A 21,223-nucleotide genomic window follows, 5' to 3' on the forward strand; every position below is an offset into this window, starting at 1 on the left:
GTATCATTATCTAAACAATCAGTAAATCTGTATGACATTATTAGCAATTGACTGGGGTAGTGTGGCAGTTAAGGCCGGACAATTCATTTTATCTTTTTCCATTTTAGTCATCTTACATGAACTCGGACATTTTTTACCAGCCCGCTGGTTTAAATGTCGAGTAGAGAAATTCTATCTTTTCTTTAATCCATGGTTCAGTCTATGGAAGAAAAAGAAAGGTGAAACAGAATATGGACTTGGCTGGGTGCCTTTTGGCGGTTATGTAAAAATCGCTGGTATGATTGATGAAAGCATGGACAAGGAGCAGATGAAACTGCCCCCGCAGCCATGGGAATTCAGGGCTAAGCCAGCCTGGCAAAGATTGATCATCATGATTGGTGGTGTAGTAGTAAACGTACTGCTGGCCATTGTAATTTTTATTGGTATTACCTGGATGTGGGGAGATGAATACCTGCCGGTAAAAAACCTGAAGTATGGTGTGCATGCTGATTCGCTGTCGAGGTCAATCGGTGTACAGGATGGCGATAAAATTGTGGGTATCAATGGCAAGCCATTGGAAAACTTTGCTACACTCGAATCAGAAATGGTGTTAAATGATGCACAAACCATACTGGTGGAGCGTAATGGCACTGTGAGGGCATTAAGTGTACCGGAAGGGTTTACCAAACAATTGGTAAAGAACCGAAAAACCGGGGGCATGGCTATCCCGCGCTATCCTGCTATCGTTGACAGTGTTTCAGTAAAAGATGCTGTATTCACCAATGGTAAATTATTGAAAGGCGATACCCTGATTGCACTCAATGAAACCCCGATTACATATTACCATGAATACCAGCAATTGGTGAAAAATTATACTGACTCCATTATAACTCTTACTGTATTACGTGGAACGGATACAGCCAAAGTAAAAGTACTGGTGAATGAAAAGGGCAAGGTTGGATTTTTTGCCGTATCGCCACTGACAATATTTGGTACCGTTGAGAAAAAATACACGCTGGCGCAGGCCATCCCGGAAGGTTTTAGCAGATGCTGGGAAACGCTGGATCGTTATGTTACCGGACTCAAACAATTGTTTACAGGTAAACAGGATGTAAATGATTCATTGGGTAGTGTAATCAGTATTGGTAACACATTCCCCGGTGAGTGGGACTGGCAGCGTTTCTGGACACTGACAGGTATTTTCTCCATAGTGCTTGCTTTCATGAATATATTACCTATACCGGCATTGGATGGGGGGCATGCTTTATTCACTTTAATCGAAATGATCACCGGACGCAAACCCGGCGACAAATTCATGGAATATGCACAGATGGCCGGAATGATTCTTTTATTGGGATTGATGGCTTATGCGCTGGGACTGGATTTCTGGAGATTGTTTAAATAAGCATCTTAGAAGCAACACTTTAAATAATTAAAACCCCCACAATTCTGTAGGGGTTTTTCGTGGAGTCGAGGGGAGTCGAACCCCTGTCCAAACATCGCTACCATTAGCTTTCTACATGCTTATTTCATGATTAATTGTCGGTGTACTGCCGGACATGAACAAACCAACAATACACTTAGCTGTATGGTCTTAAGCAACAGTCACAGCCTTCTGTTGCAGCAACCTGTGTTTATTTTGAGTCGGCGGCGGCACCTGGTAACAGATCAACCTGTGCAGCGGCCCAAATGACTATCTAATCACTGATTAGGCAGCCATGGCATACTGTGTATTGCCATTTGAAGTTTGAATATTCAGATTAAAGTGCTAATTATCCAACGCACTGCATGCTTACACCAACCGTACCATATGCTGTCAAAACCAGTACGACCCCGGTAAGTTGGCAAAGTTACCATTTTTCAACGGTAGATTTCTTTCGATTTCGATAATGCAGAAGTTAAATCCTAAAAGAGAATTACCCACAAAGCCATTAGTGTTATCCCGGCTAGATTTGTATACATCCTGAAAATAAAAGTCTGAATGGGTTACCGATTGCTTTAATCCAAAGTATCTTCTGTTACCGATGCGGTATGCATGTAATAAAAAAAGGACTTCTTATAAAGTCCCTTTTTTATTACAATTCGGTTATTGACTAAAATTCATCCGTATCAAGGTCTGTGACATTACCGTCAGCTGACGGGTTATTAGGTGGAGGATTCGGAGCCACATAAATGGTCTGGTGGTAGAATTTATTAGATGGTTTTACCTGATTCATTTTTTCATTGAAAATATTCAGGTAATTATTGTCTTTGTTATTCTTGCCAAACACTTCTTTCAGGTGTGAGAACAGGTCCATAGAACTGGTTTCAAAAGCAGTGGTCTCCAGACTGATCAGTTTGATATTGGCATCTACATACTGGTTCATCTCTGTATTAATGATGGTACAATGAATGTTTCCTTTTAAAACAGAATCTTTACAGAGGTTAACCCTTAAACCATAGACAGAACCCTCAAATTCACCTTCCACTTTAATGTCATTACAAATGATCACACCTGTCATAACACCGGTAGGAGTAATGTGAACAGTTTTTTTGCTGTACAGCACACCATTAAAATTTCCATCAAGAATGATATCATTCTCAGAATCCAGTACACCTGAAACATTGGTTGACCGTGTAATGAGTAATTGTTTGTCTTCCGGAAAAGACTGGGTACCGAAACCGGCATTGGGGTCGTGCAGTAATTGTTCCCTGAACTTATTCATGGTTTATTTTTTAATTGACGGATAACAAGGATACAAAACTAAGGCCTGCTATCTGTTTGAGGGTCAAGATACAAATTATTATTTATTTGTAAACATTTACAGAGAGGCGTAGAATGGCGGATAAACCACATATTTTGGCTATCTTAAACGTCCAATTATTCATAAAACCATATCCGCTCCTATGTTTTTCCTTAAAAAAAGCAAGTCAGAGCCTATGCTCCCAGCCGTACAGGTAGTGTCAGGAGGCTTTTATTTTGGCATTATCCGTACCGTTTCACCCATACGTATTGAAGGCGATTTCAAGGGTATTATTTTCTGCAATAACAAAGTAATTATAGACCGAAAAGCTACGGTGAGTGGCGATATACTTTGTCATGAAATAGTGATAGGGGGATTAATTGACGGCAATGTAATCTGCAAAAATAAATGCAAGTTAAATGAAGAGGCCACAGTTAACGGCGTTGTGAGAACAGCTTTGTTTGAAAATGAATCCAACAGTTCAGTCTCCGGACCTGTATATGTAAACAAGGAAAATACCCATATCAATATCGATGAGTATTATGAACTCTTTAATAAAAAAGAGAACCTGGAAAAAATTAAAAATGAGTATTTCTCATTGCCACAAAAATTGATCCTTATTAGTTGATCTTTGTACATGCAAGTTACCGTACAGCAATTGATTGAACAGTTTGGTTTGATACCTCATCCGGAAGGAGGGTACTATAAAGAAACCTATCGGTCAACTGAATTTATTTCAAAACAGGCTTTACCCGAACGTTTTACGGGACAAAGGTTTCATTCATCAGCGATTTATTTTTTACTGGTGCAGGGTAATTTCTCTGCCTTTCATCGTATTAAAAGCGATGAATGCTGGCATTTTTACGCAGGGGATACTTTATGTGTACATATGATTTCACCCAGCGGACAGCTAACAACTATTTACCTGGGAAACAAGCCGGGTACCGTGTATCAGTATGTAGTACCGGCAGGCTATTGGTTTGCTTCTGAAACAGCTTCCGGTGGTAGTTTTTCCTTTGTGGGGTGTACAGTTGCACCCGCATTCGATTTTGCAGATTTTGAACTGGCAGACAGTAACACACTTGCTCAACAGTTCCCTCAACACAGTGAAATAATTCAGCGTTTGTGCAGGTAAGTAATTGGTTATTTATACTGATAGAGACGTATAACCCAATAAGCGAGTATACAAAGTAATAGGATGGTAACAATGGTAATGAGGGTCCATTGCTGGCTGTTTAATTTTCTCCTGAGTTTTCGTTTGCGGTCTTTGGAAGTTTGTTTGCGTAACTGCAGGTTTAACTGTGCCGCATATTGTTGCAGTTTTTGTTTATCCTGGAAACCCTGTAACCCTTCTACAGCATCATTGATAAAATCTGAATCTGCCATTTGTTTCTCGATGGCAAAACGTTCTTCTTGCGAAGCATTGCCTTCGAGATAGCGAAGCAGGTCGTCATTTTTTACGCCATCCTCCTCATGTAATATGTCTTGCAAATCGGTCATCAGGCTTGTTTCATTTTCTTTTCAACCAAAATTTTGAGGTTTCTTTTCCCGTTCTGAATATGACTCTTTACCTGTAATAAGGTAAACCCGGTTTCTTCGGTAATTTCCTGGTAGCTTCTTTTTTGCAGGTAGAATAAAGTTACACATGTTTTCTGCTCCGTGTTCAATTCCTCGAGTGCCTTTTCCAGATAAGTGAGTGCCACTTCTTTTTCTATCAGCGATTCTTTGTCCGATTCCTGCGATGTGAGGCCTTTCTGTTCATCGGCTGGTACAATTATATGTTTGTCGCGCAGCTTCATCAGGCAGTGGTTTTTAGCAACCATATAAAGCCAGCTTTTCAGGTAATCTACCTTGTATTTACCGAGTTCTGTAATGGCTTTTAAAAAAATCTGTTGTACAGCATCCTTCGATTCTTCTTCATTTTTGAGGTATTTCATACAAACACCCAGCAACAGAAAAGTATAGCGTTCTAATATAATACCCAGCCATTCATTCTTGCCGTCGGCATAAAAACGTTCCAGTAATTCGTTATCGCTGATATGTGAATATTTCTCTGAAAGCACGCTTTAAAATAGCTATTTCTTATTAGATGCCCAACCTTTTAAATTCCATATCTTGAACACAAATCAAAGCTATGTCATTTGTGATGCCTTTGGTGGCTGTTTGCCCCATGCGTAAAGAAGCGGCACATCGCTCAGAAATGGTGAGTCAATTATTATTTGGAGAATTGGCAACAGTATTGGAAACAGCGGGCGATTTTGTACGGGTACATACTTTATACGATGAGTATGAAGGATGGTGCCAGCAATCGCAACTTATATTTATGGAAGAAACGCCGGTTGCCTCTTCAAACAGGCTGAGTAAAGGATGGTCATCGAAGCTGGAAATCAATGGTAACAGTATGATGATTGGTGCTGGAACACCCCTAAACCTTTTCTCAGCTAATACTTTATCGGTGGAGGGTTTTCACTTTACATATGATTCAGCATGCTGGGAAACAGATAAAGCAAGCTTTGCGGAAGATCAACTAAATGTAGTAGCCAGGCAATTTCTTAATACTGCTTATTTATGGGGTGGCCGTTCGATATTTGGTATCGACTGCAGCGGTTTTGTGCAACAGGTATTCAGGCATTTTGGTATCAGACTGCCACGCGATGCTTACCAGCAGGCGGCTATTGGTGAAACGATAGGTTTTTTGCAGGAAGCACATTGTGGCGATCTGGCATTCTTCGACAATGCTGAAGGCAGGATAACACATGTAGGAATGATGTTATCGGCAGACAGTATCATACATGCATCCGGACAGGTACGAATCGATCCGATCGACAATATGGGCATTGTACACGCACAAAGCGGAAAAAGAACACATCAGTTAAGAATCATTAAAAGATATGCATAATAAAAAAGCAACCCGAAAGGTTGCCTTTTTTATATAAGTCAGTTGATCAATAAATCTTACATAATATCCATGCCTTTGGCAAAATAGGTAACTGTGCCGGGCAATGCCAGCCAGAAAAACTCACGGTATACAAACAATAAAACGATCATTGTGGCAAACCAGAAAAAGAAAAGGGCCCAGTATTTGGCAGTGGATTTTTTCGCTTCCATTTTTTTGAATTTTGGCAAAGATAGGGTGATGGGTCGAATCGGCATCAGCCTTTTTCATGGTTTTTTGGTGATGCTTGACTGATAGTGCTGTCAGCCCGCTCTTTTTTATCGGCCGGGCGGTCGAAAAAAAGCATTTTAACGGAAATAATAAACAGGATCACGGCAAACACTTTTTTCATTCTTTCATCACTCAGCGAAAGCGAGAGTTTGCTTCCAAGAAAGCCCCCTGCCACAAAAGCCAGTGCAACAATTAAAACATAGTTTACATTGATATAACCCTGTTTGTAATATTGAATCACAGCAAGAATACCAATCGGTAATAACATAATACCCAGCGATGTTCCCTGCGCCTGTTTTTGGGTAAAGCCAAGTAATAATACCAGGGCCGGCACAATAATGATACCGCCACCAATGCCCACAAGTCCGCTTAAAAATCCGGCAGCCAAGCCAATGATGATCAATAAAATAATAGTGGTAGTATTCATAGTATTTATTTGTCGCCGAAATTTTCTTTGTAGAATTCAATCGCTTCCTGAACAATAGATAATGCTTTGGCCTTATCACCAAAATCTTCTACCACTACTGATTTATTCTCCAGTTTTTTATACTCCTCAAAGAAATGGCGGAGTTCATCAAAAAAATGCTTGGGTAATTCTTCAATGTTGTTATAATGATTTACGCCGGGATCGGTTGCTGCAACGGCGATTATTTTATCATCGGGGTCGCCTCCATCAATCATCTGCATTACACCAATTACTTTGGCCTCCATTAGTGTGAGTGCCTGAACAGGCAGGGAAGTGATGACCAGTATATCGAGCGGATCCTTATCACCCCCATACGATTGAGGAATAAATCCGTAATTGATGGGATAATAAAAAGAAGAAAAGATTACCCTGTCAAGTTTTAGTAAACCTGTGGTCTTATCAATCTCATATTTACACCTTGAACCTTGTGGTATTTCAATAATGGCATTTACAATGCGGGGTGCGTGTTCACCAAAATGAACACCATGCCAGGGATGAAGAACAGTTGATTGCATAATTTGTTGCTTTATAATTTGATCCAATAGGGGATAAAATAATCAGAGATTTGGGTTAAAAGTGTATTTGAAATCAACCAGCCATTTTTCATTCAGCTTAACCACTTTTACTTTTAAAGGTTGCTGATCGAATGAATTACTGTAATAAATGATAGAGGTTGCGGTATCAATATCACTTACTTCACTGATATTAATAGATGCCGTTCTCAACTGCTGACGCCCTTCCTTATCATAAGTCCTGAACTTGTTTTCAGCTCTCTGCAAATGTGCAAGGTTGGTACTGTCATCTATCATATACCATTTTGCTTTGGTAAAATCGCCTTTTAAACAGGCGTCAATAAATTCCCGTCCTGCATCTAATGCATTTTCAGCAGCAGGGTAGCTATTTGTTTGCTCACCGCAGGCTGTCAGAAATACCAATAAGGATAATAGCAGTTGTTTCAAGCTCTTTTTTTGATAAAGGTAATACCGTCTTTTGAAACCCCCTCAAATTTCAGTATTTGCATCATTTTAGTGTAGTTGTTTGTATATGTGAAACAAAATCATTGTTTTTCTGGAAATAGCTATATATTGAACAAATATGCAGCAGAAAAAAAGTTTTGTCTACTCTCAGGAATCGGAGCCACATCGTAACCGTACCAAAACCATTCTAAAAGCACATCCGCAAATCAGGAACCTGATCGGAAAAAATCCCTTAACCATTATTGCCATCCTGGCATTGGTACTGTTTCAAACCCTGATGGGGTGGGCAGTGGAGGGACAATCATGGTGGATTGTTTTGGGTGCTGCATATTTATTGGGTGCATTTGCCGATCATGCTTTATTTGTGATGATTCACGAGTGCTCGCACCGACTCATTTTTAAGTCGCCGGTAGCCAACAGACTGGCCGGCATATTTGCCAATATGCCACTGATATTCCCCAGTTCAGTTTCATTTGAAAGATACCATATCAAACACCATTCTTTTCAGGGCGTGCATGAACTGGATGGCGACTTGCCCAACCATTGGGAAGCCAAACTGATTGATAACTATTTTATTGGTAAAGTTATCTGGCTCTTGTTTTATCCATTTTTTCAGTTGTTCCGTATTTCGAGGTTAAAAGAAATCAAACCCTTTGATAAATGGATTGCGTTGAACTGGCTGGTACAAATTGCTTTTGTAACAGGGGTTACTTTATTTATCGGTCCGAAGGCACTGGTGTTTATGGTGCTCAGTTTTTTCTTTTCCGTAGGGTTGCATCCGTTAGGGGCACGCTGGATACAGGAACATTATCTAACCCATGGCGAACAGGAAACCTATAGTTATTATGGTGTATTGAATCATGTGGCATTCAATGTGGGCTATCATAATGAGCACCACGATTTTCCTTCTATTCCATGGAATCGCTTACCTCAAATACGAAATACGGCACCAGCGTTTTATAATTCATTGTCTTATCATACATCCTGGACAAAACTCTTTTTCCGATTTCTGTTCGATAAAGAGATCAGTCTCTACTCGCGTATTGTGCGTAAAAACAGGGGTGCGGTTCCCTTGTGCGACCAGTCAACACCAGATCTCGCCACTCAAACGAACTAAGCGCCGAATTAACAACTATTTTACAGTTTTATTTTTTTATGAATCTGTTATGTACTACTTTTGCACCCTGAAAATGAGCAGGTAATAACATCTCGCGGGTTCGCTTTGCATTCTGCACCAACGATTGACTTTATTTCCCCCTGATACTGCTCACTGAAACGATATTGTAAAGAATAAAATGAAATATTATGAAGAGTAATGTAATGCCTTCTATTGTCCAGATAGAAGCAGAAGAACTGAAAGAACTGGTTAGAGAGGTAAAAGAAACTGTTGCTGTTGATGTAATCAACACAAAAAAACAAATTGTGAGCACTCCATTTGGAGCCATTGACCTCTGGAAACTCCGCAGAAATGTAAGAACTGCGCGTGCATCTTTCCATTGGGAGTATTAATACCCTGATACCAATTCATTTCATAAAGTCCTTCCGCTGATGCGGAACGGACTTTTTTTATGTTAAAAATCTTTGTAATTTGAGGAAACAAATCCTGCTATGAAACAGTTATGCTTTTTCCTTGCCGTACTATTCACCTTGTGTACGAATGCACAAACGCCCGGTACTAAAATCTCGCTGAATGAGAAAACGATTGTAAAAGATTCATCCGGTACCATTTATCCCTATGTCATCTGGCAAAAATTATTGCAAACAGGTGAATATAATATCAAAGCACTCAATATAAATGCCGATCCGCCCGAATTTCTATTGGTGAGATTAAATGAGGCAGAAATGAAAGCCCGTGATGAACGAATGCCCAAGCCAAGGGAGAGTGCATATTTCAGAACGGGAACTAATATCAGCAATGCAAAACTCGTAACACTCGACAAGAAAAAATACAACCTTAAGGATCTCGCAGGTAAAGTAGTGGTATTGAATTTCTGGTTTATCAATTGTCCGCCATGTCGCATGGAAATTCCACACCTGAATAAAATGACTGAAACCTATAAAGGCAGAGAGGATGTAATTTTTTTGGCTGTGGCATTGGATGAAGCCTATGAACTGAAGAATTTTTTAAAAGAAATGCCTTTCAATTATGGCATCGTTGATGGAGGCCGATACATCGCATCACAATATGGTATTACATCCTATCCTACACATGTGGTACTGGATAAAGAAGGAAAAGTAGCATTCCACACATCGGGTTATGGTATGGAAACAGTACCCTGGTTAAAAAAATCAATTGATGCGGCACTGGGAGGGAAGCCGTAGGGAACAGAGAAACAGAGGAACAGAGGAACAGAGGAATGTCGAATGTAGAAGTGGGTGAGTTATGTGAATGGCTTTTATTCTTTTATTTTTTCTGTAAAAAGAGTTTCTATTGAGCTTAGCTTATTTTTCAATCCAACTAAAATCTGCTGATTTAGGTACCGATTCAAATACTTCCCTGAAAGAATCAGGTGGAACGGTGAGTTTACGGATTTTTGTATCGAGCCAGGCACCATCAATGTGAAGGATGGCACTCAGTGTGTCGCCATTTTTCCAGATTTCATGTTTCATACTCCAGCGACCCATGTCATGTGTGGCTTTGGTGAGGGTAAGGTTCAGTTCAACTTTGTCATTAAAACTGATTTCTCTTTTGAAAATACATTCTTCCCTGAACAGAATAGGGCCTGTATGTAACTGCATCAACAGAGAAGGGGTAATACCTCTTTCCGTCATAAACGACATCCGCACAAAAGCACCCCAGTCGTAATACACAGAATGTCGAAGATGAAAATTAGGATCCAGATCGCTCCAGCGTACTTCAACCTGTTTGGTGTATGGGGTGGTCATCATAAATTATATGTTTTACTACAAAAGTAATAGTAAATGGTCAAGCCTGTCCAGCCCTGTATGAATAGAACACGATGGATATAAAACTTTTGGAAAGATCTAGCACTTCCTAAAAACAGACACTTCAGATCCGACATTTAAGATCAGACATCTTACATCTTTTTTTGGCATAATTTTTTCATATATCATGTAGTTACCCTTTTCTAAATGCGTTTTATGAAAAAACTATTCGTTTTCTGCCTGCTTACACTGGTTATAGCAGGCTGTAAAAAGGAAACCACCAGCAGTATCATCAGTGGACCTACTTCTAATGTTGATAAACAATCTGCAGGTAGTTCTGCTAATGGTTTATTGGCTGCCGATACTTATAAATCACTGCGTATTGAACTGCAGTATGCACCGGGTATGCAGCCTCAGTCGCAAACCCTTACCAATCTTGCTAATTTTTTAACGGAACGACTCAATAAGCCTGCTGGAATAACCTTTATTTCCAGACAAGTGGCTTCATTGGGCAAGCCTACAGTGAGTATTACAGATATTACCAGTTTTACCGACCAGTACAGAACAATTTATACAGATGGTAGCCAGATCAGTCTGTATATTCTTTTTGCCGATGCGGATTATTCAACCAATGGAGTAGTAGGTGTGGCCTATCGTAATACGGCCATCTGTTTATTTGAAAAAACAATACAGGCCAATAGTGGTGGTATTAACCAGGCCAGCAGGGTAAAAGTGGAGACAGGTGTACTGTTACATGAAATTGGTCACTTACTCGGACTCACCAACAACGGTTCAGCCATGGTCACCCCGCATGAAGATGCGGATAACAGGGCCCACTGTAATAATACTAACTGCCTCATGTATTATAGCATTGAAACAACAGGCTTAATGAATATGTTTAATAATTCTGTGCCAACATTGGATGCGAATTGTTTGTCAGATTTGAAGGGGAATGGAGGAAAGTGAAATAAGGAATAAGAAATAAGAGACAAGGTCTGAAGGACTCCCTTGGAGAATAAGAAACAAGGAACAGGGGGCTGTGTGTAAGATGGGGTATGTAAAGAAAAAGAGCATAAATTTATACAACTTATCTCCCTCTTTGCGAAGCAGAGAGGCCGGGTCCAAAGGACTCCTATGGAGGTGGGTTTAAAATCAGATGAACGAATCAGAAAAAATAGCAGCACTCTTCGAAGCCTTTTATGATGGCGAATGCTGGATTGGTCTCAACTTTAAACAGGCTATAAAAGGCGTTGGAGTACCCCTTGCGACTAAGAAAAAGGGAGAGACATTTAATTCGATTTGGCAACTGGTAAATCATATCATCTATTGGCGTAAAACAGTCATGATAAGAATGCAGGGAGTGCTGGGTAATCCACCCATGCCCGATTTTTATCAACCTGAAACCGCAGATCAACAAGCATGGAAGGAAACCCTGCTTCATTTTGAAGAAGTACAAAAACAACTGGTAAAAGCCATCCGGTCATTTCCTTCCGCTGATTTAGACAAAGCCTCTCCCATGAAAGGACAAACCTATTACCAATTAATAATCGGTTGTTTGCAACACGATGGCTATCATATGGGACAGATCATTCTTCTAAAAAAGGAGAATGCATAAAGTAAAAGCTAAGGCTAAAGTCAAAAATCAAAATTCAAGAAATCAATCTTTTACCATAATGCTTTGCCCTGATAAAAATCCAGCAATTTTATACGCAGTATATAATCATATTTAGCGGCTACAAAATTGGCATTGGCCCTGTCCAGGTTATTTTTGGCCAGCATATATTCCACTACTGTATTTACACCCGAATTAAAACGTACTTCTGCAGCTTTAAAAGAAGCCGCAAAGTCTTCCACCTGTTTTTCTAAAGTCTTGTACCTTTCAAAGGAAGTATTCATGTTAATATAAGCCTGATCTACAGCACGATGTACCTGTGTTTTGATGCTTTCCGATTCATAGGTGGCTCTTTGTACTGTAATCTCCGCCTGTCTGATTCTGGTTTTAGCCTGCATCCTGTTCAGTATTGGAATCTGGAGATTGATACTGATAGAAGAGTTGAAATTGTTTTTCCATTGATCACCATAGCTGATTTTCTGTGAACTGAAATTACTTTGTGGCGCAAACACAGATATTTTATTGTTGTTTACAGTTACATACTGGGGTGTGGCCACATCGCTGGTGCCTAATAATAATTGTCTGCTGGCTACACTGGAATAGTTCGTGCCTAATCCACCATTTAAGCTCAGAGTGGGTAAGAGCAGGGCGCGTGCTGTTAAAACAGCCTTTTGTGCACCTTGCTGCCTGAGTTCTGCAGCTTTAATCATAGCGAGTTGTTGTGTGGCAGTTTTAAAAACCTGATCGGCACCTGCGTCATACAAAACAGGGGCTCCTTTTGTTTCTAATGGCTCCAGTTCCATGTCTGGTGCATAAGGCTGGTTCATTAACTGCGCCAATGTTATCTTAGCAGTTTCAAGACTGTTTCTGATGGTTAACAGAGAAAGCTGATCGCCACCTAATTGTCCCTGCATATCATACAAAGTTGCAGGAGCAATGGCGCCGCTGTTGTTGAGTATGATGAGCCTGTCAACCTGCCCTTTGGTAACAGCTACCTGCTTTTCAGCGATACCCAACTGTTCCTTATTATTCAATACCTGGAGGTAAGACAGTGTTACATTGATGGTTACATTGTCTTTCTCCTGCTGCCAGCTCATTTCACTTGCCTGCACATTCAGTTGATTCTGTTTTATGGAGTGAGTAATGGCCGAGCCGTTCCAAAGTGTAATACTGCTATTAATGCCATAGTTGGCCTGTGTTATTTCACTGTTTACATAACTGTTGGTAAAAGGGTCAATACTTCTTCCCTGATTGATGCCATGTGCAATATTGCCATTCAGTGAGGGCAGGCGACCGGCTTTGGCCTGTTGTAAACTTGTTTTATCCGTTGCCAGTTGGTAAGCTGTTTGTCTCACCTGTAAATTATAGGCAATAGCTGTTTCAATACAAGTACGCAGACTGAGTTGCCCTGCCTGATTTTGTGCAATAACTTGCTGAAAGATAAATACAGATATAATGAGAATGATATGTTTCATAATATTCTTTGGCTGAATTTTATTTGTTTTCGACCCTGCCATCCAGCAGTTCAATAATTCTTTTTCCGTAGGCGGCATTTTTTTCTGAATGGGTTACCTGAATAATGGTTGTGCCGTTTTCTTCATTCAGTTTGCGAAACAGTTCCATGATTTCTTCACCCTGCGAAGAATTAAGATTACCGGTAGGCTCATCGGCCAGTAATAGTTTAGGCTTTGTTACAATAGCCCTTGCAATACCTACAAGTTGTTGTTGTCCGCCAGATAACTGCGAAGGGAAGAGATCTTTTTTTCCTACAATATTAAAACGGTCGAGTATATCGGCTACCATGGCCTGTCTTTCCGATTGTTTGATGTTATGATACAAAAGCGGCGTTTCAATATTCTCATAAACGGTTAATTCATCAATGAGATGATAGGCCTGAAAAACAAAACCAATGTTTTCTTTATACAGTTGTGAACGTTGTTTTTCTTTCAATGAAAACACATCTGTATCATTAAATAAGTATTGACCTTCTGAGGCTTCGTCAAGCATACCTATAATGTTGAGCAGGGTAGACTTGCCCGAACCCGATGGCCCCATGATGGAAACAAAATCTCCTTCTCCGATTTCGAGGTTGATATCTTTTAAAATAAACACGCGGTTACTGCCTGTATTTATCCATTTGAATATATTCTTAAGTTGTATCATGATTGATGTTTAAATAAATAGCACTCGTATTATTCTGTTCTTAAATTTTTAACAGGGTTGATCGATGCGGCCCTTGCTGCGAGCAGACCGGTGGTAAATAAAACCAATGCCAGACCAATCACTGCAGCCAAACCAAACAACCACCAGTTGATATCTATGCGGTAAGCAAATGATTGTAGCCATTTGTTGATGCTCAGGAAGGCAAGCGGGAATGCAATTGCCATAGATATCAGCGATAGTTTGATAAAATCGGCCGACATAAGTCGTATGATATCTGTTACACCTGCACCCATTATTTTTCTTATCCCAATCTCTTTAATGCGTTGTTGGGCAGCATAAGAACAAAGCCCGAGTAAACCAATGCAGGCGAGTAAAATGGAAATGCCGGTGAATATGTTGAACACTTTTCCCAAACGAATTTCTGATGTGTACATGCTGTTGAATTCATCATCCAGAAATTTAAATTGAAAGGGGCGGTGAGGGGCCAGTTCTTTCCATTTGTTTTCAAGACCTGCGAGTATGGTGCTGATGTTTCCTTTGGTTGTTTTTACAAGAAGGATACTACTCCATTGCGTAGGGAAAAGTACCAGTGGACCAATCGGGTTATGTATGGAGGCAAAATGAAAATCTTTTATTACAGCTTTTACATAACCTGGTCTGGTATCATCCAGAAACATTTTCTGTCCTACTGCTTTTGAGGGCTCCCAGCCAAGCTGCCTGGCCGCCGTTTCATTGATGATAAAAGGGAAGTTTTTAAGTGCTGGGTCCATATCGAAAGTGTAGTCCTGTACATTAGCGATGTCTTTTTCAGAGAAATTAGATCCATACAATACTTCAAGACCTGCAGCCGGAATAAATTCTTCATCAACGGGGTCTGCTTTTACATTGAGTTGCGCATTGGAAGGCATCTGGGCACTTCGCATGTTATATCCACCAATGATATTATGAGGGGAGTGCTGAGCCCTGCCAACATAAGTAATACCGGGTATTTTCTTGAGTTCGGCTCTGAATACCCCGATAGTAGACATTATTTTACTATCAGAAGGCAGTATAATAACCTGCTCCCGATTGAACCCCATTTTTTTATTGCGAATAAAATGTAACTGTTTCTGTATGATAAAAGTAGATACCAGCAGAAAGAGAGAAATGCCAAACTGGAATACAGTCAGAGATCGTCTCAGTGTATTTCCTGAACTTGTTCTGGCAAAAGAACCTTTTAATACTTTGATGGGCTGAAAACGTGAAACTATAAGTGCAGGATAACTTCCGGAAAGTAGTATGATGATCAGTACAGCGCCAAGCAAAGAAAGAATGATTGTTTTTGAATAAAACAGACTTATCGGAATTTCTTTGTCTGTAAGCTGGTTAAATAATGGAAGGAGTAACCATACTGTAATAACCGTTAATACGGTTGCCAGTATGGTAAGTACCACCGATTCGCCCATAAACTGAACAAAAATTTGTTTAATAGTGGCACCTGCAGTTTTACGGATGCCCACTTCTTTGGCGCGTTCAAGAGACCTTGCAGTATTCAGGTTGATATAGGTAAAACAGGCAATTAACAATATCAGTAAAGCCACACCTGTGATAATATAGATATATAGAATATTGTTGTTGGGCTCAAAACTGTCATAAGGCGATTGAAGATGAATGGAGAAAAAAGGTTCAAGAAAATAAGTGAGATGTACACTGCCCTGGTCTTTCATCTCCTCTTTAATGAACCCGGGTATTTTTGCTTCAACGGTTTTAATGTCATCAGGAGAGCGCATCATCAGATAAGTGGTGTAATTAGCGTTCCAGTAAGTTCTTTCCTGATTGGCTTCCAGTGAAGAGAAAGAAGCAAGCATATCAAACCGCATCTGAGAATTGACAGGGATATCGGCCATAATACCTGTTACTTCAAAAGGAGTACGTGTTGAACTGATGAACAAGATTTTCCCAACAGGATCTGTGTTGCCAAAATATTTCCTTGCTGTTGATTGTGTAAGAATTATTTTTTTACTGCCTGATAATGCAGTTTTCGGATTGCCCTGCAGCAGTGGAAAATTGAAAAGATCGAAAACAGTAGAATCAGCAAACATCACTTTTTTCTCTGTAAAGAGTTTGTCTTCATAGGCGATAACCCTTTCCAACTGGTGCATCCTTACACCTTCTTCAATCTGTGGAAACTGTCTTTTGAAAGCAGGAAGCACTTTGGTACTGGTGAAGTTGCCTGTTGTTGTACTTCCTCCTCCAAAATTATATTCCATGATTACCCTTGCAATACGGTTACCCTTGGTATGAAAACGATCATAGCTGGTTTCATGCGCGATATACAACGTAATCAGAATGCAACAGCTGAGTCCCACCGTTAGACTGAAAATATTGATCACTGCATAAAACCTGTTTTTGAATAGGCTTCGTAATGCGGTTTTCAGATAGTTCTTAAACATATTGTTGATATTATGTTGTGATCAAATCCATTTATTCTGACCGTAAATTCTTTACCGGGTTCTCCATCGCCGCTTTTATTGCCTGAATACTGATGGTAAATAGGGCAATGGCAGCAGCGGTTAAACCCGCCAGAAGGAATATCCATACCTCGATATTGATTCTGTAAGCATATTCATTCAGCCATTTCGACATTACCCACCAGGCAATAGGCGTGGCGATCATGATACCTACGCCCACGAGTACAATAAATTCTTTGGAGATTAACTGAACAATATGACTAACAGAAGCGCCCAGCACTTTTCTGATACCTATTTCCTTGATTTTTCTTTCAGCTGTAAATGCTGCCAGACCAAACAATCCCAACGCTGCCACCAGGATAGTGATGATGGCAAACAGTAACATGAGTGTTGTTATTTTCTGATCGGTTTTGTATAGTTTGTCAAAATCCTGATCTAAGAAACTGTAGTCAAAAGGAAATTTCGGGAATAATACTTTCCATTTGCTTTCAATAGCCGACAATTGATCTCCGATAGAGCCGGGAGAGAGTTCCATAAAAATAGTATTTAACCAGTTCGACCGCCTGTGTATCAACAGCGGAATAATCTTTTCGTGCATGCTTCTGAAATGAAAATCTTTTACTACGCCAACAATAGAGCCGGTGTCGCCGTTCCAGTTAAATCTCTGTCCTATATAAGGTTTACGAATACCCAGTTCTTTAACAGCGGTCTCATTTAGTATACAAGCATGTGCATCGGCTTTGTTCCCGTCCATCAGCCATCGCCCTTCTTTTATTTCGAGGTTAAACAGTTTGGGGAACATGGCATCGGCCGATAGTACCGCAATGGTGGGATTAAATTCTTTATCCCGTCCATCCCAGTCAAAAGAACCGGAAGAGGCACTTTGATGATCGATGATGGAACCGCTGGCCTGTGAAATTCTTTTTATGCCCGGTACCTGCATCAATGATTGTTGCATGGTTTGCGTAAAAGAAGTAATGGCTTCTTTACTCTTTCCTTTCATGGCAAACCAGGGTACTGTTACTTTGAGTATCTGCTCCTTTTGATAGCTGCTATCTGTTTGCTGAATATGCTGCATCTGTAAATACGCAATGATGGTACAGGCTATAAGTGTAACGGAAATGGTAAATTGTGTTACCACCAATGCTTTCCTGAACAGGCTGTCTTTAATGGTGGGTAAACTGCTGCCTCTTAGTACCTGTAAAGGTTTAAAAGAAGTGAGTATTAGTGCAGGGTACACACCATTCAATAAAGTAGCAATAGCAAGGGTGCCCAGAATAAGTGCCAATACCGGCCAGCTAGACAGAGAGAGGCTGAAGTTGTTTTCTGTAAACTGGTTAAAATAGGGCAGAAATAACTGTACAAGTAATATGGTGATGCACAGGGCAGCCAGACTTACCAGTGCCGATTCGAGCATGAGTTGAAAGAAAAGCGTTTTATTACTGGCACCATTGATTTTTCGGATGCTGATTTCTTTGGCCCGCATACTGGCTCTTGCAGTACTGAGGTTTACATAGTTGATGCAGGCAGTTAATAAAATCAGTATGGCAATAACGAGGAACACAGTTACCATTTGCTTGTTGGTATGCTCAAATGTGTAATTCTGCAAACCGGTCTCAAAATGCATGGCTTTTAAACCAACCAGTGTGCTTTTAATAGTGGAGTCCTCTTTATTCTTTCTTAAGATGCCGGTAATCTTGTTTTCAACCTGTTTAATGTTGGAGTTTTCATTAAGGCGGATAAACGATAAGTAATTAAAGTTACCCCAGCTCTCATCATTTTTTCTGCGTGCTTCATTTTTCATGAGCCCGGCAAGATTACTGAGCAGATCAAACCTGAAACTGGAATTGGATGGATTATCAGCTACAACAGCATTCACTGTATAATAGAGGCTATCCATTTTCAATACTTTTCCGATAGGGTCATCATTGCCAAAGTATTTTCTGGCTTTTGAATCTGTTAAAACCAGTCCGTAAGGGTTTTGTGCGAAATCGGTCAGACTACCTGATTGTAGTTTGTATTGGAACATTGAAAACCAGTTGCTGTCAACATAAGCAATATTGGATTCTTTTAATAAACTCCCCTTATGTTCAAAAATGAGCGGAAGCCAGGTGCCACTCATCATCTTTGTTACCTGATTGATTTCCGGAACCTGTATGCTCATCATATTGGTATAGAGCAATGGAGAGGATTCCCACACCCAGACTTCACCTGGAGATACCTGTATATGATTGGTAACGCGATAAATCTGGGAGGCCTTATTATGATAGTTGTCATAATTCAATTCATTGATAACCCAAATCATGATCAGGATTGAAACTGTCATGCCAATAGAAAGTCCACTGAGATTAATCATCAGTGTTCTTTTTTGTTTGATCAGATTACGATAAGCATTTTTAAACATAGGGTACCGTATGAAAGATGAGTTATTCTGTTCTTAAACTTTTTACAGGATTGGCCGTTGCTGTTTTGAAAGCGTTGAGTCCAACCGTAATCAGGCAAATCAGTAAAGTGATCAAGCCTACTATAAAGAAAATACCTATGCTGATTGTAATCCTGTAACTGAAATTCATGAGCCATGACTTCATCAACCACCAGGCAACTGGAATAGCTATGGAAAATGAAATAAGTACCAATAACAAAAATTCCTTCGACATAAGGGTAAGCAGGCTTTGTATGGATGCCCCTAAAATTTTTCTGATACCAATTTCTTTTGTTCTTCTTTCAATGGAGAAAGAAACAAGACCAAACAGACCCAGGCAACAAATGAAAATGGCAAGACTCGCAAAAATAAATGCAAGACTACCAATCAGTTTTTCGTTGGCAAACTTTTCATTGAATGCCTTGTCAGCAAATGTGTATTCAAACGGGTATTCTGCGTTATATTTTTTATAGGTGCTTTCAATAAGCTGTAATGCTTTTTGTAATTCAACATCTTTTTTTATCCTGATATTTAAACTGCCTATCCAGTTGGGATCATAGGCCAGCATGAGTGGGATGGGTAAAGCATAAGGGGATGTCATGATGAGATCATCAATTATACCCGTGATACGTCTTTCCCTGCCTGCCCATGAAATAGTAGTGCCTACAGGGTTTTTAAGTTTCATAACACGGATGGCTTCTTTATTGAAAATGACACAGTTACTGTCGCCTTGTTTAAAATCGCGTCCATCCAGTATCCGGGCTTTCATAATATCAGCAAAATTTTCACCGGTACCCAGGAAACCAATGATCAGATTGGGGTCTTCAGGTGCACCTGCCCATCTTACACCCGAAGTGAAACCAAAAATATCGCTAACTGGTAAGCTGGTAGTATTAACGGCATCAATCATTCCGCTTTGCAATAATGAATTTCTTATCACTTCATAATTCTTACCCATATCATTATTAGCGGTTACCATAATGAGGTTATTGGTATCATAACCCAGGTCGCGGTTTTGTACGTGTTTAATCTGTTGATAGATGATAAGGGTTGCTGAAATAAGTATGATCGAAACAGCAAACTGTGCAGTTACTAAAATTCTTCTTGGCAAGAGAGCCTGTTTGCCGGGTAGAAAGATCCCTTTTAAAACCTTAACAGGTTTTAATGACGAGAGATAAAATGCCGGATAACTGCCAGCAATAATACCCGTGAGTATAATGATACAGATAATGCCTGTCCAGAATAAAGGCTCCTGGTAAGGAATGGCGATCTGCTGATTTAATATACCATTAAAGAAGGGTAAGCTCGTATAAATGAGACATCCGGCCAGTATGAATGCAAGAATGGACATCAGTAATGATTCACATAAGAATTGCAGTAATAATTGTTTTTTTTCCGAACCCAGCGTTTTGCGAATACCTACTTCACGGGCCCTTTTTTCTGAACGGGCAGTAGAGAGGTTCATGAAATTTACACAGGCAATAATAAGTATGATAATGGCAATCCAGGTAAACAGATTTACATACTGAATACGGCCACCTGTATTTTTACCATTCCTGAATTCTTCATACAGTCTCCATTTACTCATCGGCTGAAGCAGTAGACTGCCTCTTGTAGTTGGATTTTCAGCAGGAGAACTTTTTTTAATTAACGTTAATAGTTTTTGCTCAAGGGAAGCAATATTGGTTCCCTGCTTAACCTTGTAAAAAGTTCGGTTATTACAGTTCACCCAATCTGTAAGTGATTGTTTAACGCCTTCGGATGACATATTAAAGGGAATGATGGCATCAAAGAGCAGGGTAGAAGAAGCCGGCATATCTTTTACTACCGCCCTTACTGTTACGGTTCTGTAACGATTGAGTTCGATCATTTTTCCAATCACATCTGTATTATTAAAAAGTGCTTTGGCTGTACTTTCTGTTAATACAATACCATTGGATTCTTTAATGGCAGATGCATCCCCATGTATAAAATCATAAGTAAATACATCAAAAAAATCATTGGTAACCGTAATGGTGGGACGTTTAATTTTTTTATCGCCGGTGGTAAACAAAGTGTTTTCTCCGTATGACACCAGTGTAGCACCTTCTACTTCCGGGAAATTTTCCTTAGCTGCTTTGGGCAGGGGAAACATCAGATCGGATCCGGTAGACAATTCGCCATTAAAATTTCTGGTAGAAAATCCCTGGTAAATCTGGTCGTAGTTTTTCTGTGTTTTATTCCAGCTTCTTTCATATTGTACCCACAATAAAATCATGATGGTACAGGCCATGCCAATACCCAAACCGGCAATATTGATAAGCGAAAAGAGCTTATTCTTGGATATGTTTCTCCAGGCGATCAGAAAAAAGGTACGTATCATTTATATGATTTGAAGTA

General features: G+C 39.9%; 22 protein-coding genes and 1 other RNA gene. 9 read left to right on the top strand and 14 right to left on the bottom strand.

What is annotated here, in order from left to right; translation table 11 throughout:
- The first annotated feature begins 31 nt into the window (after positions 1-31).
- Entirely contained in the window at positions 32-1,384 is a 1,353-nt protein-coding gene (rseP, locus tag KXJ59_RS09190) for an RIP metalloprotease RseP (protein WP_295203583.1), read from the top strand.
- Positions 1,385-1,441: 57 nt separating this feature from the next.
- On the opposite strand, the gene ssrA is transcribed toward rseP, so the two are convergent.
- Both ssrA and KXJ59_RS09200 read right to left on the bottom strand, forming a co-directional pair.
- Positions 1,442-1,814: a transfer-messenger RNA gene (gene ssrA / locus KXJ59_RS09195) on the bottom strand.
- A gap of 258 nt (positions 1,815-2,072) precedes the next feature.
- Positions 2,073-2,684: a polymer-forming cytoskeletal protein gene (locus KXJ59_RS09200; protein ID WP_295203585.1), complete on the bottom strand. Its 612-nt coding sequence runs from the start codon at positions 2,682-2,684 to the stop codon at positions 2,073-2,075.
- A 214-nt stretch (positions 2,685-2,898) separates the two neighbouring features.
- Here KXJ59_RS09200 and KXJ59_RS09205 point away from each other — a divergent pair, with 214 nt between their 5' ends.
- Entirely contained in the window at positions 2,899-3,330 is a 432-nt protein-coding gene (locus KXJ59_RS09205; RefSeq protein WP_295203588.1) for a polymer-forming cytoskeletal protein, read from the top strand.
- A 9-nt stretch (positions 3,331-3,339) separates the two neighbouring features.
- Positions 3,340-3,837 carry a cupin domain-containing protein gene (locus KXJ59_RS09210; RefSeq protein ID WP_295203591.1) on the top strand — a complete coding sequence of 166 codons (498 nt, stop codon included), beginning with the start codon at positions 3,340-3,342 and terminating at the stop codon, positions 3,835-3,837.
- A gap of 8 nt (positions 3,838-3,845) precedes the next feature.
- Here KXJ59_RS09210 and KXJ59_RS09215 read toward each other — a convergent pair whose 3' ends face one another.
- Together KXJ59_RS09215 and KXJ59_RS09220 are read right to left on the bottom strand one after the other, a co-directional pair.
- Positions 3,846-4,202, bottom strand: coding sequence for a hypothetical protein (locus KXJ59_RS09215; protein ID WP_295203593.1), 357 nt, complete (start codon positions 4,200-4,202; stop codon positions 3,846-3,848).
- Positions 4,202-4,765, bottom strand: a complete 564-nt coding sequence (locus tag KXJ59_RS09220) for a sigma-70 family RNA polymerase sigma factor (protein WP_295203595.1) — start codon at positions 4,763-4,765, stop codon at positions 4,202-4,204. The genes KXJ59_RS09215 and KXJ59_RS09220 overlap by 1 nt, the downstream gene beginning before the upstream one ends.
- A gap of 71 nt (positions 4,766-4,836) precedes the next feature.
- Between KXJ59_RS09220 and KXJ59_RS09225 the strand changes: the two genes are divergently transcribed.
- A complete protein-coding gene (locus KXJ59_RS09225) occupies positions 4,837-5,601 on the top strand; it encodes a C40 family peptidase (protein WP_295203596.1) in 765 nt (254 codons plus the stop codon).
- Positions 5,602-5,657: 56 nt separating this feature from the next.
- On the opposite strand, the gene KXJ59_RS09230 is transcribed toward KXJ59_RS09225, so the two are convergent.
- From KXJ59_RS09230 to KXJ59_RS09245, 4 genes are read right to left on the bottom strand one after another with little or no spacing between them, the layout of a single operon-like run.
- The gene (locus tag KXJ59_RS09230) at positions 5,658-5,810 is read right to left on the bottom strand and encodes a hypothetical protein (RefSeq protein ID WP_295203599.1); all 153 of its coding nucleotides are present in this window, start codon (positions 5,808-5,810) and stop codon (positions 5,658-5,660) included.
- Between the two features lie 44 nt (positions 5,811-5,854).
- Entirely contained in the window at positions 5,855-6,295 is a 441-nt protein-coding gene (locus KXJ59_RS09235) for a sulfite exporter TauE/SafE family protein (protein ID WP_295203602.1), read from the bottom strand.
- 5 nt (positions 6,296-6,300) lie between these two features.
- Positions 6,301-6,849, bottom strand: coding sequence for an inorganic diphosphatase (locus KXJ59_RS09240; protein ID WP_295203604.1), 549 nt, complete (start codon positions 6,847-6,849; stop codon positions 6,301-6,303).
- A 42-nt stretch (positions 6,850-6,891) separates the two neighbouring features.
- A complete protein-coding gene (locus KXJ59_RS09245) occupies positions 6,892-7,293 on the bottom strand; it encodes a hypothetical protein (protein WP_295203607.1) in 402 nt (133 codons plus the stop codon).
- A gap of 136 nt (positions 7,294-7,429) precedes the next feature.
- Between KXJ59_RS09245 and KXJ59_RS09250 the strand changes: the two genes are divergently transcribed.
- The 3 genes from KXJ59_RS09250 (at position 7,430) to KXJ59_RS09260 (ending at position 9,633) form a co-directional block, all read left to right on the top strand.
- Positions 7,430-8,428 (top strand): fatty acid desaturase, encoded by a 999-nt coding sequence (locus KXJ59_RS09250; protein WP_295203609.1) that lies wholly within the window; start codon positions 7,430-7,432, stop codon positions 8,426-8,428.
- A 188-nt stretch (positions 8,429-8,616) separates the two neighbouring features.
- Positions 8,617-8,820 (top strand): hypothetical protein, encoded by a 204-nt coding sequence (locus KXJ59_RS09255; RefSeq protein ID WP_295203610.1) that lies wholly within the window; start codon positions 8,617-8,619, stop codon positions 8,818-8,820.
- Positions 8,821-8,919: 99 nt separating this feature from the next.
- On the top strand, positions 8,920-9,633 hold the full coding sequence (locus KXJ59_RS09260; RefSeq protein WP_295203613.1) for a TlpA disulfide reductase family protein: 714 nt from the start codon (positions 8,920-8,922) through the stop codon (positions 9,631-9,633).
- 120 nt (positions 9,634-9,753) lie between these two features.
- Here KXJ59_RS09260 and KXJ59_RS09265 read toward each other — a convergent pair whose 3' ends face one another.
- Positions 9,754-10,200, bottom strand: coding sequence for an acyl-CoA thioesterase (locus tag KXJ59_RS09265; RefSeq protein ID WP_295203616.1), 447 nt, complete (start codon positions 10,198-10,200; stop codon positions 9,754-9,756).
- 213 nt (positions 10,201-10,413) lie between these two features.
- Between KXJ59_RS09265 and KXJ59_RS09270 the strand changes: the two genes are divergently transcribed.
- Together KXJ59_RS09270 and KXJ59_RS09275 are read left to right on the top strand one after the other, a co-directional pair.
- The gene (locus KXJ59_RS09270) at positions 10,414-11,163 is read left to right on the top strand and encodes a zinc-dependent metalloprotease family protein (protein ID WP_295203618.1); all 750 of its coding nucleotides are present in this window, start codon (positions 10,414-10,416) and stop codon (positions 11,161-11,163) included.
- Positions 11,164-11,353: 190 nt separating this feature from the next.
- Entirely contained in the window at positions 11,354-11,812 is a 459-nt protein-coding gene (locus KXJ59_RS09275; RefSeq protein WP_295203619.1) for a DinB family protein, read from the top strand.
- 50 nt (positions 11,813-11,862) lie between these two features.
- On the opposite strand, the gene KXJ59_RS09280 is transcribed toward KXJ59_RS09275, so the two are convergent.
- The 5 genes from KXJ59_RS09280 to KXJ59_RS09300 all read right to left on the bottom strand — a co-directional run bounded on the left by KXJ59_RS09280 (position 11,863) and on the right by KXJ59_RS09300 (position 21,206).
- Positions 11,863-13,284, bottom strand: coding sequence for a TolC family protein (locus KXJ59_RS09280; RefSeq protein ID WP_295203621.1), 1,422 nt, complete (start codon positions 13,282-13,284; stop codon positions 11,863-11,865).
- 19 nt (positions 13,285-13,303) lie between these two features.
- Complete coding sequence (locus KXJ59_RS09285) at positions 13,304-13,972, bottom strand: ABC transporter ATP-binding protein (RefSeq protein ID WP_295203623.1); 669 nt, start codon at positions 13,970-13,972, stop codon at positions 13,304-13,306.
- Between the two features lie 29 nt (positions 13,973-14,001).
- A complete protein-coding gene (locus KXJ59_RS09290; protein ID WP_295203626.1) occupies positions 14,002-16,404 on the bottom strand; it encodes an ABC transporter permease in 2,403 nt (800 codons plus the stop codon).
- 31 nt (positions 16,405-16,435) lie between these two features.
- Positions 16,436-18,778, bottom strand: coding sequence for an ABC transporter permease (locus tag KXJ59_RS09295; protein WP_295203628.1), 2,343 nt, complete (start codon positions 18,776-18,778; stop codon positions 16,436-16,438).
- Between the two features lie 70 nt (positions 18,779-18,848).
- Complete coding sequence (locus KXJ59_RS09300) at positions 18,849-21,206, bottom strand: ABC transporter permease (RefSeq protein WP_295203631.1); 2,358 nt, start codon at positions 21,204-21,206, stop codon at positions 18,849-18,851.
- Positions 21,207-21,223 lie beyond the last annotated feature (17 nt).

This window comes from Sediminibacterium sp. (assembly GCF_019264485.1).
Lineage (GTDB): Bacteria > Bacteroidota > Bacteroidia > Chitinophagales > Chitinophagaceae > Sediminibacterium.

Excerpts from the sequence above, each read along its gene's own strand:
- rseP (WP_295203583.1), top strand. The coding sequence starts at position 32 with ATGACATTATTAGCAATTGACTGGGGTAGTGTGGCAGTTAAGGCCGGA.
- KXJ59_RS09200 (WP_295203585.1), bottom strand. The coding sequence starts at position 2,684 with ATGAATAAGTTCAGGGAACAATTACTGCACGACCCCAATGCCGGTTTC.
- KXJ59_RS09205 (WP_295203588.1), top strand. The coding sequence starts at position 2,899 with ATGCTCCCAGCCGTACAGGTAGTGTCAGGAGGCTTTTATTTTGGCATT.
- KXJ59_RS09210 (WP_295203591.1), top strand. The coding sequence starts at position 3,340 with ATGCAAGTTACCGTACAGCAATTGATTGAACAGTTTGGTTTGATACCT.
- KXJ59_RS09215 (WP_295203593.1), bottom strand. The coding sequence starts at position 4,202 with ATGACCGATTTGCAAGACATATTACATGAGGAGGATGGCGTAAAAAAT.
- KXJ59_RS09225 (WP_295203596.1), top strand. The coding sequence starts at position 4,837 with ATGTCATTTGTGATGCCTTTGGTGGCTGTTTGCCCCATGCGTAAAGAA.
- KXJ59_RS09230 (WP_295203599.1), bottom strand. The coding sequence starts at position 5,810 with ATGGAAGCGAAAAAATCCACTGCCAAATACTGGGCCCTTTTCTTTTTC.
- KXJ59_RS09235 (WP_295203602.1), bottom strand. The coding sequence starts at position 6,295 with ATGAATACTACCACTATTATTTTATTGATCATCATTGGCTTGGCTGCC.
- KXJ59_RS09240 (WP_295203604.1), bottom strand. The coding sequence starts at position 6,849 with ATGCAATCAACTGTTCTTCATCCCTGGCATGGTGTTCATTTTGGTGAA.
- KXJ59_RS09250 (WP_295203609.1), top strand. The coding sequence starts at position 7,430 with ATGCAGCAGAAAAAAAGTTTTGTCTACTCTCAGGAATCGGAGCCACAT.
- KXJ59_RS09255 (WP_295203610.1), top strand. The coding sequence starts at position 8,617 with ATGAAGAGTAATGTAATGCCTTCTATTGTCCAGATAGAAGCAGAAGAA.
- KXJ59_RS09260 (WP_295203613.1), top strand. The coding sequence starts at position 8,920 with ATGAAACAGTTATGCTTTTTCCTTGCCGTACTATTCACCTTGTGTACG.
- KXJ59_RS09265 (WP_295203616.1), bottom strand. The coding sequence starts at position 10,200 with ATGATGACCACCCCATACACCAAACAGGTTGAAGTACGCTGGAGCGAT.
- KXJ59_RS09270 (WP_295203618.1), top strand. The coding sequence starts at position 10,414 with ATGAAAAAACTATTCGTTTTCTGCCTGCTTACACTGGTTATAGCAGGC.
- KXJ59_RS09275 (WP_295203619.1), top strand. The coding sequence starts at position 11,354 with ATGAACGAATCAGAAAAAATAGCAGCACTCTTCGAAGCCTTTTATGAT.
- KXJ59_RS09280 (WP_295203621.1), bottom strand. The coding sequence starts at position 13,284 with ATGAAACATATCATTCTCATTATATCTGTATTTATCTTTCAGCAAGTT.
- KXJ59_RS09285 (WP_295203623.1), bottom strand. The coding sequence starts at position 13,972 with ATGATACAACTTAAGAATATATTCAAATGGATAAATACAGGCAGTAAC.
- KXJ59_RS09290 (WP_295203626.1), bottom strand. The coding sequence starts at position 16,404 with ATGTTTAAGAACTATCTGAAAACCGCATTACGAAGCCTATTCAAAAAC.
- KXJ59_RS09295 (WP_295203628.1), bottom strand. The coding sequence starts at position 18,778 with ATGATTAATCTCAGTGGACTTTCTATTGGCATGACAGTTTCAATCCTG.
- KXJ59_RS09300 (WP_295203631.1), bottom strand. The coding sequence starts at position 21,206 with ATGATACGTACCTTTTTTCTGATCGCCTGGAGAAACATATCCAAGAAT.